The organism is Stenotrophomonas sp. PI_27, assembly GCF_027854495.1.
Classification (GTDB): Bacteria; Pseudomonadota; Gammaproteobacteria; order Xanthomonadales; family Xanthomonadaceae; genus Stenotrophomonas; species Stenotrophomonas pavanii.
Window position 1 is genome coordinate 46,624 of record NZ_JAJNOF010000001.1, and the last position, 14,832, is coordinate 61,455.

16 protein-coding genes are annotated in these 14,832 nt (G+C 69.1%); 7 read left to right on the forward strand and 9 right to left on the reverse strand.

Annotation, left to right across the window (positions count from 1 at the left end; genetic code table 11):
- Positions 1 to 161 precede the first annotated feature (161 nt).
- Positions 162 to 3,005: an autotransporter serine protease gene (locus LRM18_RS00210; protein ID WP_270948898.1), complete on the forward strand. Its 2,844-nt coding sequence runs from the start codon at positions 162 to 164 to the stop codon at positions 3,003 to 3,005.
- 47 nt (positions 3,006 to 3,052) lie between these two features.
- On the opposite strand, the gene LRM18_RS00215 is transcribed toward LRM18_RS00210, so the two are convergent.
- A complete protein-coding gene (locus LRM18_RS00215; protein ID WP_049467908.1) occupies positions 3,053 to 4,150 on the reverse strand; it encodes a Glu/Leu/Phe/Val dehydrogenase dimerization domain-containing protein in 1,098 nt (365 codons plus the stop codon).
- A 277-nt stretch (positions 4,151 to 4,427) separates the two neighbouring features.
- On the opposite strand from LRM18_RS00215, the gene LRM18_RS00220 reads away from it, so the two are divergent.
- Positions 4,428 to 5,504 carry an HDOD domain-containing protein gene (locus LRM18_RS00220; protein ID WP_150826907.1) on the forward strand — a complete coding sequence of 359 codons (1,077 nt, stop codon included), beginning with the start codon at positions 4,428 to 4,430 and terminating at the stop codon, positions 5,502 to 5,504.
- Positions 5,505 to 5,507: 3 nt separating this feature from the next.
- On the opposite strand, the gene LRM18_RS00225 is transcribed toward LRM18_RS00220, so the two are convergent.
- From LRM18_RS00225 to LRM18_RS00235, 3 genes are all read right to left on the reverse strand, one after another.
- Positions 5,508 to 7,076 (reverse strand): phospholipase D family protein, encoded by a 1,569-nt coding sequence (locus tag LRM18_RS00225; protein WP_049467913.1) that lies wholly within the window; start codon positions 7,074 to 7,076, stop codon positions 5,508 to 5,510.
- Positions 7,077 to 7,174: 98 nt separating this feature from the next.
- Complete coding sequence (locus LRM18_RS00230; protein ID WP_154331008.1) at positions 7,175 to 7,873, reverse strand: RNA pseudouridine synthase; 699 nt, start codon at positions 7,871 to 7,873, stop codon at positions 7,175 to 7,177.
- A 47-nt stretch (positions 7,874 to 7,920) separates the two neighbouring features.
- On the reverse strand, positions 7,921 to 8,421 hold the full coding sequence (locus tag LRM18_RS00235) for a M48 family metallopeptidase (RefSeq protein WP_043035443.1): 501 nt from the start codon (positions 8,419 to 8,421) through the stop codon (positions 7,921 to 7,923).
- A 62-nt stretch (positions 8,422 to 8,483) separates the two neighbouring features.
- On the opposite strand from LRM18_RS00235, the gene LRM18_RS00240 reads away from it, so the two are divergent.
- Complete coding sequence (locus LRM18_RS00240; RefSeq protein ID WP_049467917.1) at positions 8,484 to 9,041, forward strand: DUF2058 domain-containing protein; 558 nt, start codon at positions 8,484 to 8,486, stop codon at positions 9,039 to 9,041.
- Positions 9,042 to 9,211: 170 nt separating this feature from the next.
- Entirely contained in the window at positions 9,212 to 9,478 is a 267-nt protein-coding gene (locus LRM18_RS00245) for a DksA/TraR family C4-type zinc finger protein (RefSeq protein ID WP_032129365.1), read from the forward strand.
- 279 nt (positions 9,479 to 9,757) lie between these two features.
- Here the strand turns inward: LRM18_RS00245 and LRM18_RS00250 are convergent, their stop codons facing one another.
- Positions 9,758 to 10,351, reverse strand: a complete 594-nt coding sequence (locus tag LRM18_RS00250; protein ID WP_080355517.1) for a mechanosensitive ion channel family protein — start codon at positions 10,349 to 10,351, stop codon at positions 9,758 to 9,760.
- Positions 10,352 to 10,385: 34 nt separating this feature from the next.
- Positions 10,386 to 10,565 (reverse strand): hypothetical protein, encoded by a 180-nt coding sequence (locus LRM18_RS00255; RefSeq protein WP_049465095.1) that lies wholly within the window; start codon positions 10,563 to 10,565, stop codon positions 10,386 to 10,388.
- Positions 10,566 to 10,691: 126 nt separating this feature from the next.
- Between LRM18_RS00255 and LRM18_RS00260 the strand changes: the two genes are divergently transcribed.
- Genes LRM18_RS00260 through LRM18_RS00270 form a run of 3 tightly spaced genes read left to right on the forward strand, consistent with a single transcriptional unit; the run spans position 10,692 to position 12,692 of the window.
- Positions 10,692 to 11,270, forward strand: coding sequence for an RNA polymerase sigma factor (locus LRM18_RS00260; RefSeq protein WP_053506545.1), 579 nt, complete (start codon positions 10,692 to 10,694; stop codon positions 11,268 to 11,270).
- Positions 11,267 to 11,800, forward strand: a complete 534-nt coding sequence (locus LRM18_RS00265) for a hypothetical protein (protein ID WP_270948928.1) — start codon at positions 11,267 to 11,269, stop codon at positions 11,798 to 11,800. Before LRM18_RS00260 ends, LRM18_RS00265 begins: the two co-directional genes overlap by 4 nt.
- Positions 11,801 to 11,810: 10 nt before the next feature.
- Complete coding sequence (locus LRM18_RS00270) at positions 11,811 to 12,692, forward strand: DUF4097 family beta strand repeat-containing protein (protein ID WP_049465089.1); 882 nt, start codon at positions 11,811 to 11,813, stop codon at positions 12,690 to 12,692.
- A 49-nt stretch (positions 12,693 to 12,741) separates the two neighbouring features.
- On the opposite strand, the gene LRM18_RS00275 is transcribed toward LRM18_RS00270, so the two are convergent.
- The 3 genes from LRM18_RS00275 to LRM18_RS00285 all read right to left on the reverse strand — a co-directional run bounded on the left by LRM18_RS00275 (position 12,742) and on the right by LRM18_RS00285 (position 14,821).
- Positions 12,742 to 12,924: a hypothetical protein gene (locus LRM18_RS00275; RefSeq protein WP_005410566.1), complete on the reverse strand. Its 183-nt coding sequence runs from the start codon at positions 12,922 to 12,924 to the stop codon at positions 12,742 to 12,744.
- Between the two features lie 11 nt (positions 12,925 to 12,935).
- Positions 12,936 to 13,229 (reverse strand): YkgJ family cysteine cluster protein, encoded by a 294-nt coding sequence (locus tag LRM18_RS00280; RefSeq protein ID WP_053462562.1) that lies wholly within the window; start codon positions 13,227 to 13,229, stop codon positions 12,936 to 12,938.
- Between the two features lie 230 nt (positions 13,230 to 13,459).
- Positions 13,460 to 14,821: an Hsp70 family protein gene (locus LRM18_RS00285; protein WP_270948984.1), complete on the reverse strand. Its 1,362-nt coding sequence runs from the start codon at positions 14,819 to 14,821 to the stop codon at positions 13,460 to 13,462.
- Positions 14,822 to 14,832 lie beyond the last annotated feature (11 nt).

The following is a 14,832-nucleotide window of genomic DNA, read 5'->3' on the forward strand; positions in this document are numbered from 1 at the left end:
GCAATGTTCGGAAAGGAGACCGTGGACGTTGGAAGCGCCCCGGTTTCCCGGCAGACTGCGTGGGGGTCGGCCCAAGTATAGAGGGTCGGGAAGGGCTGCCGCTGGGCAGCGCCGCACGCCTGCCGGGATGTAGGCAGGCCAACGTTCATGGGAAGGAATCGATGGAACGCACGATGAGGGTGAAATCCGCGCTGGCAACGGCGATGGCGATGGCGTTGACGGCATGCGGGGGAGGCGGGGGCGGCGGCAACGTCCGCATTGATCCTCCTCCGACCACGCCGACACCCCCGACCACGCCTCCGCCGACGACACCGCCGCCGGCCAAGCCGCAGGAGCCGGCGTTCGACGCGCACCTGTCGGTGACCAATGCGCGTGCCGCACAGGCCGCCGGCCTGACCGGGCAGGGGGTGCGCATCGGCATCGTCGATTCGGGCGTGCAGCGCAACGCGGCGGCGCTGAACGGGCGCGTGGTGGCCAACCTCAACTACATCGATCCCGCCCGCAACAACCTGCAGGTCGACGACGTGGTGGGCCACGGCACGGCGGTGGCCAGCCTGGCCGCTGGTGCGTCGGTGGGCTCCTGGCCGGGCGGCATCGCCCCCGGCGCACAGATCGTTTCGGCGCGGATCATCGCCGACAAGCCGCCGGTCGATGACGGCAGCGGCAAGGGCAATTCCTTCAGTGGTCCGCTGGGTGTGGCGCAGGTCCACCAGGACCTGATCAGCTACAACGTCAAGGTGATGAACAACTCCTGGGGCGGCCTGTACTGGACCGACCTGCCGACCACGGCCCAGGTGGCGGCCGAGTACCGTCCGTTCGTCATCAACCAAGGCGGCCTGGTGGTGTTCGCCGCCGGCAATGATGCGCGCGCCGAACCGAGCAGCCTGGCCGCACTGCCCAGCCAGCAGGGCGTCGGCGGCTCGCTGCCGGCGGCCGACCTGGAGCGCGGCTGGCTGGTGGCGACCGCGGTCGACCCCTACACGCCCGGTACGCTGGCCAGCTATGCCAACGCGTGCGGCCAGGCCGCGCGCTACTGCCTGGCCGCGCCGGGCAGCGCGGTCTATCCCGACGCCAATGGCAGCACCTATTACTGGAACTACGGTACGTCCTTTGCCGCGCCGCTGGTTTCCGGCGCCGCCGCACTGGTCTGGCAGCGCTATCCGTATTTCGACAACAATCTGGTCCGGCAGACCCTGCTGGGGACCGCCAAGGACATCGGTGCGCCCGGCGTGGATGCGGTGTTCGGCTACGGCCTGCTCGACATCTCGCGGGCGATCAAGGGGCCGGGGCGCTTCGACTGGGGCGATGTGGTGGCCAATGTCGATGCGCCGTCGAGTGGCTCGCTGTGGAGCAACGACATCGTCGGAAGCGGTGGCCTGGTCAAGCAGGGTGGGGGCACCCTGGTGCTGGGTGGCAACAACAGCTACAGCGGCGCTACCCGCATCGAGCGCGGCATCCTGTCGCTGCAGAACGGCAGCGTGATCCGTTCCAACGTAACGATCCTGGCGCAGCCCGATCCGGATTCGACCGGCCTGCAATTCAATGGGGGGACGCCGCGCGTGATCGGCAACGTGGTCAACGGCAGCAGCGTGTTCCTGACCACCGGCAACACCACCGGCACCATCGAGGGTAACTACACCCAGCAGGCGGGCGCACAGCTGATGATCGCGCTCGGTGCCAATGCGCTGCAGGTCACCGGCAACGCCACGCTCAATGGCGGCGTGCGCGTGCATGGCTTCGTTTCCGGCTATGTGCCGCAGAACGGCAGCCGCCAGGACCTGATCCACGCCGCCGGTGGCCTGAGCGGCACCTTCAGCAGCCCTGCCACCTCCAGCGGCCTGCAGGGCCTGTCGCTGCTGCAGAGCAGCTACGGCTATGACAGCAACACGGCCTGGTTGAACCTGACCCAGGTCAGCGTCACCGCAGCGGCGGCCGGGCTCACGGCCTCGGCGCAGTCCGCCGCGCAACGCGTGGAAAGCGCATTCGGCGCGCTCGATGGCAGTCCCACCCTGCAGGGCTCGGCCTTCGGCACGGCGGCCGGTGCGCTGCAGTGGACCGGCGGCGGCAGCGAAGGCCTGGCGGCCAGCCTGCAGAGCCTGTCCGGGCAGGCCCATGCACGCGCCGAGTCGGCCACCTTCGACAGCATCGACATGTCACGCCGTGCGATCGCCGAGCGCTTCGATCGCGTGCAGGCGGCGCCACGCCTGCGCGGGGCCTGGCAGAGTGCGCTCGGCGAGGCCGGGCAGGGCAGTTTCGCCGGCAACGCGGCCGACAGCCGTGGCTGGATGGCCGGCCAGGACCTGCCGCTGGGCAGCGCTGGGCTGATGGGCGTCGCTTTTGGCGAAACCCGCAGCAACGGTGGCAACAGCTTCGGCGGTGATCGTGGCCGTGACCGCCAGGCGCAGGCGCAGCTGTACGCCGGCTGGAACCTGGGCCGGGGCTATGCGCTGGCCCAGGTCGGCAGCGGCCAGTTCACCCGTGCGCTGGATCGCCAGCTGCTGCTGGGCGCGGGCGCGTACGGTGTTTCCGCGCGTTATGGCGGACGTTTCAGCAGCGCCAGCGTTGAAGGCGGCTACCGCTTCGGCCGCGCGGGCGCGTCGTTGACGCCGTACCTGGGCGCCAGCACCACGCGCGTGGACACCGATGCCTTCAACGAGCGGGGCGGTTTCGGCTTTGGCCTGCGCGGTGAGGCCAGCCGCGTGCAGCGCAGCCAGATGCTGGCCGGTATCCGTGGCGAACGGGGCTGGGGCCGCTGGACCCTGCGCGGGCACGCCGAGTGGCAGCAGCGGCTCGACGGTGCCGATGCGGACTGGCAGGCCAGCTTCGTGGGAGTCGATGCCTGGGCACCCCTGGCGGGATGGAACACGCCGCGCGGCAGTGCGCTGTTCGGCGTGGCGCTGGAGTCGTGGTGGGGTCGCAATGGCCGCCTGAGCCTGGGCTTCGACCAGCGCGTCGGTGGCGAGGGCGCGCGCCAGGCAGCGTTGCGCTACAGCACCGGGTTCTGAACGGGCGGTCGCGCCGGGTCGAAAGCCCCGGCGCGACATCGGCAGGCTCAGCCGCCGCGCAGGTTGCCCAGCCGCGGAGTGCTGCGGCCGAGCGGCATCTTCAGCTTGCCGATCGACAGGATGCGGCTTTCGGCGATGCGGTCGGCCGCACGCTGCGGCGCGATGTTCTCGCGCTGCGACAGTTCGAAGATGCGGGTGAGGTTGTGGTAGATGCTGCGGATCAGGCGCATCGCGCGTTCGCGGTTGTAGCCGTCGATCTCCAGCGACACGTTCATCACGCCGCCGGCGTTGACCGCATAGTCCGGTGCGTAGAGGATGCCGCGTGCGTGCAGCTCATCGCCGATCTCCAGGCTTGACAGCTGGTTGTTGGCGGTACCGCAGATGATCCTGGCCTTGATGCGCGGCAGGGTGTCGGCGTTGATCGCGCTTTCCAGCGCGCACGGTGCGAACACATCGGCGTTCACTTCGTGGATCTCGTCCGGCTTGACGGCTTCTGCGCCGAAATCGCTGACCGCACGGTCGACCAGCGCGCTGTCCAGGTCGGTGACATACAGCTTGGCGCCGCGATCGCGCAGCAGCTTCACCAGTTCCATGCCGATGTGGCCCAGGCCCTGCACCGCGATGCTGGTCTTGCCCACTTCCTCATGACCGAACTTGAAGCGCATCGCCGCCATCAGCGCCTGCAGTGCACCGTAGGCGGTGAACGGCGCCGGGTCGCCGGAGCCGCCATGGACCTGGTGCACGCCGGTCACGAACTGGCTCTCCAGGTAGATGTTCTCCATGTCGTTGACGTCGGTGCCGACGTCCTCGGCAGTGATGTAGCGCCCGCCCAGCGAGTCGACATACCGGCCGAACGCGCGGAACAGGACCTCGGTCTTGTCCACTTTCGGGTCGCCGATGATCACCGCCTTGCCGCCACCAACGTTGAGGCCGGCCAGCGCGTTCTTGTAGGTCATCGTCCGGCTCAGGCGCAGCACATCGGCCAGCGCCTCGTCGGTGCTGGCGTAGGGACGCATGCGCACGCCGCCCAGGGCCGGGCCCAGGGTGGTGTTGTGGATGGCGATGATCGCCCGCAGGCCGGCATCGTGGTTGTGGCAGAACACCACTTGTTCGTGGCCGGTGGTGGCGAGGGTTTCGAATAGCATGGCGTCTCCGATGGCGCGAACAGCGGCGAACTGCAGCGAACGGCCAGTGAACGGTAGGGTCCCAAAACAAAAAAAGCGACGTCGTCATGGCAGGGGGACGGGTCGCGCGGCGCCATTCTAGTCCATTCCCCCGGCCGATGCCGTCGAGGTTGGCGGGCTTTCGGTTAAAGAAGATGAAAGTGCGGCCGATGCTGCGACGACGGCGGGTGGCCGGACGGGCGTGAAGAGGCAGGCGGTCAGTGACGGCAAAGGCACTACAACGACAGGTCGGGCGGCGATGACACGGGCCTGGTGGCGATCGCTGCGCAGCTGGTTGTCGCGTTCCACCGGGACGGCACCGTCGCGGCTGGTCGCTGCGTCCCGCCAGGCCGTGGCTGCCGCAGCGGCCAGCCTGCAGGGCGAGCCGCTGCCGTCGGCGGAAATCGCCGGCCACCTGCAACGCGGGCTGCATGCGCTAGCGCTGTACCCGCGGCTGGCCGGCGAGCCGACGCCGGTGCACGACCCGGGCCTGGGCGAGGCGGTGGCGCGCGCGCTGCAGGACCGCGACTGGGCGGCCAGGCAGCTGCCGCGCCGGCCGCAGCTGCTGCCGCAGCTGATCCAGACCGTCAACGACGATGCCGCCTCGGCACGGGTGATGGCCGCGATCATCGGCCAGGACCCGGTGCTGACCGGCAATCTGCTGCGCATCGCCAACAGCCCGGCCTACAAGGTCCACGAGCGCCCGGTCGAGAGCCTGCAGCGGGCGGTGACGCTGGTCGGCACCGAAGGCGTGCGGCAGATCATCAGCGCGGTGCTGGTACAGCCGGTGATGCAGGTGCAATGCGAGGTGTTCCCGCAGTTCAGCACGATCATCTGGGAGCACGCGCTGCTGGCATCACGCGCCGCGGCCGACCATGCGCGCACGGTGACCTTCGGCGATGCCTTCGCCGCGCAGTGGCTGGGCCTGGTACAGGGGCTGGGCGCTGCCCTGGTGATGCGCCAGTTGCTGCAGGAGGCACAGGCCCGCGGCGAGGCCGTGGAGCCGGCGCTGGCCCTGCAGCTGCTGCAGCAGTGGTCGTTGCCGTTGGCGCAGCGCGTCGCCGCAGCGTGGGAATTGCCTGAGCCGGTGCACCAGGCCCTGGCGGTGGATGCGCAGGGACCGCTGGCCGACAGCCTGCGCCTGGCCAGCGCCGCCGCAGCGGCCAGCCTGTTGTGCCGCCATGGGCATGCCAGCCAGAGCCGCATGCTGGCCCTGCTGGAACAGCTGCCGACCGCGCCGCCGCACGCCTTGCGCTGGATCTGGCGACGCCTGCATGGGCGCAGCGTGGAGACGCTGGATGACGCCGGGCAGGCGCCGGCCGGCACCGCGCGCTGAGCGCTACAGCTGCGATTCGACCGGCAGCCAGCTGATCACGCGCGACAACCAGCGCTTGCGCGCTGTTGCCCCGGGCTCGGCCTCGACCCAGTGCGGCGGCGGTTCGCGCTCCAGCCAGCGCAACCGGCGGCGGTCGTCCAGCGCCAGCCACCAGCTGTGCCTGGGGTCAGCCAGGCGCAGGTATTCGTCCCGCAGCTGTGCACCCAGCACCGGATCGTCGAACAGCACACCCATTTCAGTGTTCAGGTAGGCCGAGCGCGGGTCCAGGTTGAAGGAGCCGACGAAACCGCGGCGGTCATCGATCAGGAATGCCTTGGTGTGCAGGCTCGCGCCGCTGCTGCCGAACACGCCGGCATCGCCGGACTGTCCCTGTGCCTTCAGCTCGTACAGGTGGACGCCGGCTTCCAGCAGCGGCACGCGGTAGCCCATGTAGCCCCCGTGCACGGCGGCGACGTCGTTGGCGGCCAGCGAATTGGTGACCACGCCCACCTGCACGCCCCGCCCGGCCATCGCCGAAAAGCCATCCAGGCCCTCGTTGCCAGGCACGAAGTAGGGCGAGATCAACAGGGCCTTGTGCCGGGCGGCCTGCAGCTCGCTGATCAGGGTCGACACCAGCCAGGCGGCGCGATCATCCCTGCGGTGCTTCATCGGCGGGTCCGACACGATGCGCACTGCACCGCTCCAGTGCAACGGCTCGGGGCTCGGGCGCTGCCGCTGGCGTGATTCGGCCACGCGCGCAAGGTACGGGCGGGCCACGTCCCGCTGCGCCTCATGGTCCGATTCGCGCACCAGCAGGCGCAGTTGTGCGTCGGTATGGAAGGCAAGCGCGGATACCGGAATGGCGGTTTCGCTGTTCCAGTAGTCGTCGAAGATCCGGTTGGCCTGCTCCACCGCGGGGCCGGCGACCAGCAGGTCCAGATCCTGGAAGTTCACATCGGTGCGCGCGCTGAAATACTCCTCGCCGATGTTGCGGCCACCGACGATCGCGACGCGGCCATCGGCGATCCAGCTCTTGTTGTGCATGCGGTGGTTCACGCTGAAGAAGCGCTGCACCATCTCCACCATGCGCAGGATGCCGGTCCGGTTGCGGAACGGGTTGTACAGGCGGATCTCGATGTTCGGATGGGCATCGAGCGCCATCATCAGCGCGTCCTTGTCCTTGGCATTCATGTCATCGAGCAGGATGCGCACGCGCACGCCGCGCTCGGCGGCGTCATACAGCGCCTTGGCCATCAGGTGGCCGATCAGGTCGTCGTGCCAGATGTAGTACTGCAGGTCCAGGCTGCGCCCGGCCTGGGTGGTGATCATCGCGCGCGCGGCGAAGGCATCCATGCCATCGCTGAGGAAGGCCACGCCCGACTGGCCGGGATGGGCCGCCTGCAGCGGCACGATCTGCTGGTCGATGCGGGTCTGTGCCGGCTGCAGCGGCAGCACGTGCGAAGGCGCGCCATGCGCCTGCGGCGTGAGATGGTCGGCCAGCAGCAGTCCGGACAGGACCAGCAGCACCAGCGCGGCGAGGATGATCGCAGCAACACGCAGCAGGCGTCGCCACAGCGGCTTGGGCAGGCTCATGCCCCGATGGTAGAGCTACGCCATGCGTGAAGGAATGCCTGCAGGATCGATAGGGGGTCAGAGCCCTTGCCTGCGGCAAGGGCTCTGACCCGCATACCTCAGAAACGCTCGTCGCTGCCCAGGTAGCGCCACTGCCCCGGCGGCAGCGGCCCCAGCGCCACGCGGCCGATGCGCAGGCGGCGCACCGCCGTCACCTGCAGGCCGGCAGCCGTCACCGCCACGCGCAGGCCCTTGGCGGTCAGCCCCTTGCCGGCGAAACGCAGGCGCTGTTCGCTCTGCCAGCTCACCTTCGCGCCACCGGATTCCTGCTGCAGCCGCGCCAGCAGCCACGGGCCGCGCTCGGGGCCGCCGTCGGCCACCTCGATCAGGTATTCCTGTTCGGTGCGCCCCAGGTTGCGCTGCAGATGGGCCAGCGTGGCCGGGTCCTGGCTGACCACGACCAGGCCGCTGTCGCTGGCCGGAAGCGAAGCGCCCAGCTGCAGGCCATGGAAATGCCGCTGCAGCGGACGGATGTCGCTGGCGTCGAGTTCGCTGCGGCTGTCACTGCTGACCAGGCCGCACAGGGTTTCGGCGGCGACGCCGGCCGGCTTGTGCAGCAGCATGCTGACCCGTTCGGCCTTTTCATCGCTGGCCTGTTCGGCCACCACGATCACCGCGCTGTCGTCGACCGGCCGCTGCGGCTGTTCCACCACCTCCCCATTGACCGTGACCCAGCCGCCCTCGATGTAGCGCCGGGCTTCGCCACGCGGGATGCCGAGCAGGGCGGACAGGCGTTTGTCGAGACGGATCGGTTCCATGGCAGGCAGGTCGGGCAGGGGGCGCGCAGTGTAGCTGCTGCGGCCGGTCAGCGCTGGCCGCGATTGGCCAGCTCGGTCAGGTACAGGCGGGTGTCGAACTCCAGCTGCAGGTAGTCCGGCTCCATGTGCTGGCACAACTGGTAGAACGCCTTGTTGTGGTCGGCTTCCTTCAGGTGGGCCAGCTCATGCACCACGATCATGCGCAGGAACGCCGCGGGTGCCTGGCGGAATACGGTAGCGATGCGGATCTCGCGGCTGGCCTTGAGGCGGCCACCGTGCACGCGGGAGATCGCGGTGTGGGTGCCCAGCGCGTGCTTGATCACTTCCAGCGTGTTGTCGTAGCAGACCTTGTTCAGCGGTACCGACTTGCGCAGGTAACGGTCCTTCAGCTCCTGGGTGTAGTCGTACAGCTGCCGATCGCTGCGCACCTCGTGCGGGTCGGGATAGCGCTGCTGCAGCCAGGGGCCGAGCTTGCCCTGCGCCAGCAGCTCGCTGACCTGGGCGACCAGGGGTTCGGGATAACCGGTGAGGTACTTCAGGACTGCCATGCAGGGCCGGCGGGGCGTCGGTAGAATGGGGCATCCAAGATTACACGCGGTACGCACCGACCATGGCAAAGCCCAACGCGCTGCAGGAACAATTGCTCAAGGCCGGCCTGGCCAAGAAGTCGCAGGCCAGCGCCGCCGCACGCGAGCAGGCCAAGGCCCGCCAGGGCAAGGCCGAATCGACCTCGGCCGAGGTCCAGCGCGAGGCTGAACGCGCCCGTGCCGAAAAGGTCGAGCGCGACCGCGCACTGGCCGCCGAGCGCAACGCCCAGGCCAGGCAGGCGGAACAGAAGGCCCAGGCCCGGCAGATCATCACGGCCCACGCGGTGCCGTACAAGGGCGACGATGAGTACCGCTTCAGCGACGGCGCCGCAATCCGTACGCTGCTGATCGATCCCAAGCTGCGCAAGGCGCTGTCGGTGGGCGTGCTGGTCATCGTCGCCCACGGCGACGGCTATGCGTTGCTGCCCCGCGCCGCCGCCGAAAAGGTGCGTGAGCGCGCACCCGAAGCCATCATCGTCGACCACGGCCAGCCGGGCTCGACCGCCGAGATCTCCACCGGCAACGCCGAAGACGACGCCTACTACGCGCAGTTCCAGGTGCCCGACGACCTGGTCTGGTAAGCAAAAAGGGGACGGAGGGGATTAAGTCGCAATCGGCCTGATCGGATCCGTCCGCGTTCTGTTTGGCATCCTGAAGCGCAGCCGAGCATGGCTCGGACCTACATGAAGGCCTTCCTTTTTGCCGGGGTGTATCGTCCCCATATCGGGCGACACACCTGCGGAGGATAGCCATGGCCACCGGTTGGGCAGGAGATGGCGCGGTCCAGGACCAGATCGACGCCACTGTCGATGATGCGATTGCCCGCGCGCGGCGCCAGCTGCGCGAGGGCCCGGGTCTGGAACACTGTGAGGAATGCGACGCGCCGATCCCGTTGGCGCGGCGCCAGGCCGTGCCCGGCGTACGGCTGTGCGTGGCGTGCCAGCAGGCGCATGACGACGAAGCGCAGGCGCATGCCGGCTACAACCGGCGCGGCAGCAAGGACAGCCAGTTGAGGTAAGGGGTGCTCGGCAGGGCTGCGCCCTGCACCTGCCGAAGCCTTCAAGCCAAGGCAACAGCAACAGCAACAGCAACAGCTGGCATTCCGTGGGTTGGCAGGGCGGTGTCGGAGTGCGGGGACGCCGTGAACCCGTCCATGGGGCTTGGCCGCGGCATCCACGCCGCGGACACCCCGCACTCCGACACCGCCCCGCCAGCCCACGAAATGCTGGCTTTTGCTGTTGCACTGGCGGTTGATGTTGATTCGGCAGGTGCAGGGCGCAGCCCTGCAAAGCCACCCTCAGCCGTCGCCCTGGATGCCGCCGGGCGCCTGTGCCGGGTCGCGCCAACGGCGCACCGTGCGCTGGAAGAACAGGTTGTTCGGCAACTGCAGCACCGTGCCTTCGTGGCCGTCGCCGGTTTCCTGCAGCGTGGTGTAGATCAGGTTCACGTCGATCACCCGGCCCTTCAGGCCGGGCTTCTCGCCGTTCTCCAGCACCTCGATGTAGTCGTGCAGGCGGAACGGGCGGGTGGTGAAGATCAGCAGCGTGCAGAAGATGTTGGACAGCACGCTCCACGCCGCGAAGAAGGCCACGGCACCGACTGCGGCAAAGCCGGTGAACGCCGTCCACAGCACCGAAGGCGACGCGCCAAGCAGGCTGAGGATGTACAGAAGGGCGCTGAAATAGACCACGAAACTGCTGATCCGCCGGGCGCCCATCGCCATCTCGGGCGGCAGCGTGTAGTGCTCGGCGAAACGACGGATCAGGCGCCGCGCCAGCACCCGCAGCAGCCACGCGGCGAGCAGGGTCAGCAGGATCTTCACGGCGATGCCCACGTCATGCAGCCAGGGGTGGGTCCAGGGGGGCAGGTGATCCTTCAGCGACAACATCATGGGGCGACGACAGAGCGAGAAACGGCCCCCGATGTTACCCGGCGCGTGCAGGGGATTCGACCGCCGGGGTCCAGGCCAGGCAGACCAGCGCCTGGCGATGCTGCTGCAGGCAGGCGCGGCCGTGGTCCGGGCGCAGCTGCACTGACAGCCCCAATGCCTGGAGTACGGCGCAGGTGGCGATCACCAGCAGGGCGGCGCAGGCAGGGCTGGACATGGCAGGACTCCCGGACGACGTTTTCGCGAAGGACCTTCCATGGATGCAGCAGCCGCCGAAAAGGTTGCATCGCCCGCCGCGACGATCGGCTCTAAACCTTTTCCCGGGCCGCCGCATCCAAGCGATATGCTCGACACCACCATGCCAGCACCGCCTGCCGCCCACGACGCCATCGACGAACCCGCCCTGGTGCGGGCGGCGGCCGCCGGCGATACCGCAGCGTACGAACATCTGTACCGGCGCCATGCACCACGCGTGTTCGCCGTGCTGTGGCGGCTGTGTGGCGGCCAGCAGGCACGTGCCGAAGATGCCCTGCAGGAAGCGTTCCTGCAGGCATGGAAGGCGCTGCCGGGGTTCCGGTTCGAAAGCAGCCTGTCGACCTGGCTGCACCGTCTGGGCGTCAACGCCGCACTGATGGAACTGCGCGGGCGCGCTGCCGGGCAGGACCACGACAGCCTGGACGAAGTCGACGGCGGCCTGCAGGAGTTGGCGGTGCACGACCGTTGTGCCGGTACCGAGCGCGACCTGGAGCGCGCCCTCGCGACGTTGCCGCCGAGGGCCCGTGCGGTACTGGTACTGCACGACATCGAAGGCTGGAAACACCAGGAAATCGCCGAGCAGCTGCAGATGGCCGTCGGCAGTTCGAAGGCACAGTTGCATCGTGCGCGCGGCCTGTTGCGCGCACGGCTGGGAGACATGACATGAGTACACACGAACACGATTCCGACCACGACCTTGTGGCACGGTTGCGCGCGCTGCCCAGCGAGCGCGATGTGCCCGCCGATGGCTGGGCACGCCTGTCGGCCCGGCTTCCGCCGCGTGAACCGCAGGCAGCACCTGCGCCAACGGACAACGTGGTGGCCCTGCCAACGCGCTCGCGGCGCCGCTGGTGGCTGCCGGTCGGCGCTGCCCTGGCGGCCAGCCTGGCGGTCTACGCCGTGGCACCCTGGCGCCATGCGCAGCCAGACGCGCCGGTGCCATCCACCCTGCAGCTGCAGGCGGCGGCCATGACCGAGCAGTACCAGCAGGCCGTCGCCTCGCTGCCCGATGGCCGCGCGCCGGAATGGCAGCCGGCGTTGCACGAACTGGATGAAAGCGCGGCGCAGATCCGTGCCGCGCTGGCGCAGGACCCGCGAGCGCCCCACCTGCTTGGACAGCTCAGGCGCACTTACGCGCTGCGGCTGGAACTGACCCGGCAGGCGGCCTATGCCGCCGAGTCCGGCCTGACGACCTGAGGAGACCCCCATGACCCGAACCCTGATGACCTGCTGTGCGGCACTGTTGCTGGTGCCCGTAGTGGCCCTGGCTGACACCCGGATCGACGAGCGTCACAACCTGGCTGCGGGCGGCCGCATCGAACTGAGCAACGTGGCCGGCAAGGTGACCGTGCGTGGCTGGGACCGCAACGACGTGCAGCTCACCGGCACGCTCAGCGACGGCCTGCAGCTGCGCCAGGAGAAGAGTGCCAACCGCGTGCGCTGGGAGATCGAGTATCCGCGCCGCAGCAACAATGGCGGCGCGACGCTGGTGCTGAACGTGCCGCGCTCGGTGGAGCTGCTGCTGAGCACGGTCAGTGCCAGCCAGGACATCAGTGGCATCGACGTGCGTCGGCTGCAGGCCGACACCGTCAGCGGCAGCCTGAGCGCGGCGGGCCGCAGTGGCGACAGCAAGCTCAACACGGTCAGCGGCAGCGTGAGCGCCCGCCTGCAGACGCCGAAGCTGGATGTGAACACGGTCAGTGGCCGTATCGACGCAGGCGGCGGCGTGTCCGGCGACATCGGCGCACAGACCGTGTCCGGACGGGTCGAGGTCGATGCCGGCCGGGTGCAGCGGCTGGCGGTGGAAACCGTATCGGGCAGCATCGACCTGTCGGCGGCCGGGTTGGCGCCGGGCGGTCGCATCAACGTTGAATCGGTGAGTGCGTCGGTCAACCTGCGGTTGCCACGCACGGTCTCGGCGCAGCTGTCGGTGAACAGCTTCAGTGGCTCGATCAACAGCGATGCCGGCCAGGTGGAGCGCCCGCGCTACGGGCCGGGCAGCCATCTGGACACGCGCCTGGGCAGCGGCGATGGTGACATCCGCATCCAGTCGCATTCGGGCAGTGTGCAGGTGCGCCTGGATCGCTGAGCGCGGTCCGGCAGGCCGCGGCGGCAGCGCCGCCGCGGTCGGAGCGGGGTCAGCTGGCTTTTTTCAGCGCCCAGGTGGTGCCGAGGACTTCGATCTTGCCACCGGCCTTGCGGAACGCTGCCAGGTCCGAAGCGATCGAATCGCTGCTGACCACGGTGCTGGCGGCCGCGCCCTTGCGTTCGCTGCGGATGCTGTTGCTGGCCTTCGCGGGGGTCTTTGCCTTGCGGGGCATGGTTGCTCCTGTCAGGTGGAAGGGGAGGAAAGCGCCCAGGCGTCGGCCTGGCGCAGGTAGTCCTGCCGCTCGCGGCGGCAGTCATCGCCACCCATCGAAAACTGGCGGCAGATCGCCGGGCGCTGCGAATAGATCGTGCAGCGCAGGTGATAGGGATCGATCGCCGCGCACCAGCCTTCCTCGTTGCGCGCCATCACGGCACGGCCGTGGGTGTCGCGTGACAGGAACTGGCCGGGCACGTGGTCGCCGGGCTGCAGCAGTACCGGCAACCGGCAACAGACCGCGTCACAACGGCGGCAGTCGATGGGTGCAGGTGCTGCGTCAGGTTGTAAGGCCACGGGGGCCTGGCGGGTGCCCAAAGCGGGTCTCGATGGCGGCTCCGGTAGTACGCGGACCATGAACGAGCCAGGAAGGCATGGCCGCTAGGCCCGCAGGACGGGCCGGGCTGCACTGTGGACACACACCGGCGTGGCCAGTGGAAGGTGCAGCGGTGGTTCTAGCCGACCAAGGGTAACTTAGACCCCGTAACGTTTTGTTAATCCCGGCTAGCTGCCGCCAGAGCAAGGCCCTGGACCACGCCCAACGAGGGCTCCCCATGGACAACGCGGGCCCCCGGGAAGGCCTGCGCCACCGCCTGGCGCAGGTACCCGGCGCGGGACATGCCGCCGGTCAGGAACACCGCGTCCGGGTCGCCGCCGATGTCGCTGCGGACCTGGGCGAGGAGTTCGCGGATCTGCTCCAGGTAGCCATGCGCGGCGGCGGCCAGGCCGTCGGCGCTGCTGTCGGCATGCAGGTCGCGGTCGATGTAGTCCAGCGTGCTGCGGTGCTCGCTGGCGGTGCTGAGCGCGATCTTGGCGCGCTCGACGTCGCGGTACAGGCGGGCGGTGTTGCCGGTGTCCTGCAGGGCCTGCAGGCGCGCACCCCACGGGGCGTCGACGTGATCGTACTTGTGCTGGCGGAACTCGCGCTGGCGGGTCATGTCCTGCACGGTGGCCGCTTCGACGTAGTGGTGGGCGGGCACGCGGGTGACGCCGCGGCCGAACAGTGGCATGTAGCTGGACAGGCTCAGCGCCAGGTCGATATCGGTACCGCCGCGGGCGATACCCCAGGCGCGGTGGATGCGCGGCGCGTCATCGCCGCCGACTTCGGCATGGGCAATGTCGGTGGTACCGCCACCGATGTCGACGATCACCGCCTGGTGCCGCTCGCGGCTTTCGGCGTGGTAATGCATGGCGGCCGCAGCCGGTTCCTCGAGGAAATCGATCTGGTCGAAACCGGCCTGGGTGGCGGCGTCGCGCAGGATGTCCAGCGCCTGGTCGTTACCGGCTGCGCCGATCGAACTGCGGAACTGCACCGGACGGCCGAGCAGGGCGGCGCGCAGCGGCTGGCCGAGCTGGGCGCTGGCGGTCAGGCGGATGTGTTCGAGGATGTGCGCGGCGATACCGGTGATGGTCTGCTTCGCGCGCGGGTGCAGGTTGTAGCCCAGCATCGATTTCGGGCTCTGCACCAGGTTGCCTTCGTGTTCCTCGAAATAGGCGTCCAGCGCGTCGTCGCCATAGACCGCGTTCTGCAGCAGGTCGCTGGCGCTGCGTTCCTTGCCGGCGCGGGCTTCCATCCATTCGCGGCGCAGGGCGCGCAGGGCTTCGCGGCGCAGCGCCTGCGGCGTGCGTTGCTGGCCGGCGGCACGGGCGGCGCGCGCGGCGCTGTCGATCATCTGCTGCAGCTGGTGTTCCTGGCCGTCATCGAGCTGGAAATCGTCCGGGTCGGGTACCACGCCGGGGAAATACACGCTGGTACGGAACTGCTCGGCGTCGCCGAAGCGGATCGGCAGCAGTTTCCCCTCATGCACGATGGCGGCGGCGGAGTTGCTGGTACCGAAGTCGATGCCGAGGCGCATGGGGAGTTCCG

Bases quoted from the DNA above. Each gene is read 5' to 3' on its own strand.
- LRM18_RS00210 (WP_270948898.1), top strand. From the start codon at position 162: ATGGAACGCACGATGAGGGTGAAATCCGCGCTGGCAACGGCGATGGCG.
- LRM18_RS00215 (WP_049467908.1), bottom strand. From the start codon at position 4,150: ATGCTATTCGAAACCCTCGCCACCACCGGCCACGAACAAGTGGTGTTC.
- LRM18_RS00220 (WP_150826907.1), top strand. From the start codon at position 4,428: ATGACACGGGCCTGGTGGCGATCGCTGCGCAGCTGGTTGTCGCGTTCC.
- LRM18_RS00225 (WP_049467913.1), bottom strand. From the start codon at position 7,076: ATGAGCCTGCCCAAGCCGCTGTGGCGACGCCTGCTGCGTGTTGCTGCG.
- LRM18_RS00230 (WP_154331008.1), bottom strand. From the start codon at position 7,873: ATGGAACCGATCCGTCTCGACAAACGCCTGTCCGCCCTGCTCGGCATC.
- LRM18_RS00235 (WP_043035443.1), bottom strand. From the start codon at position 8,421: ATGGCAGTCCTGAAGTACCTCACCGGTTATCCCGAACCCCTGGTCGCC.
- LRM18_RS00240 (WP_049467917.1), top strand. From the start codon at position 8,484: ATGGCAAAGCCCAACGCGCTGCAGGAACAATTGCTCAAGGCCGGCCTG.
- LRM18_RS00245 (WP_032129365.1), top strand. From the start codon at position 9,212: ATGGCCACCGGTTGGGCAGGAGATGGCGCGGTCCAGGACCAGATCGAC.
- LRM18_RS00250 (WP_080355517.1), bottom strand. From the start codon at position 10,351: ATGATGTTGTCGCTGAAGGATCACCTGCCCCCCTGGACCCACCCCTGG.
- LRM18_RS00255 (WP_049465095.1), bottom strand. From the start codon at position 10,565: ATGTCCAGCCCTGCCTGCGCCGCCCTGCTGGTGATCGCCACCTGCGCC.
- LRM18_RS00260 (WP_053506545.1), top strand. From the start codon at position 10,692: ATGCTCGACACCACCATGCCAGCACCGCCTGCCGCCCACGACGCCATC.
- LRM18_RS00265 (WP_270948928.1), top strand. From the start codon at position 11,267: ATGAGTACACACGAACACGATTCCGACCACGACCTTGTGGCACGGTTG.
- LRM18_RS00270 (WP_049465089.1), top strand. From the start codon at position 11,811: ATGACCCGAACCCTGATGACCTGCTGTGCGGCACTGTTGCTGGTGCCC.
- LRM18_RS00275 (WP_005410566.1), bottom strand. From the start codon at position 12,924: ATGCCCCGCAAGGCAAAGACCCCCGCGAAGGCCAGCAACAGCATCCGC.
- LRM18_RS00285 (WP_270948984.1), bottom strand. From the start codon at position 14,821: ATGCGCCTCGGCATCGACTTCGGTACCAGCAACTCCGCCGCCGCCATC.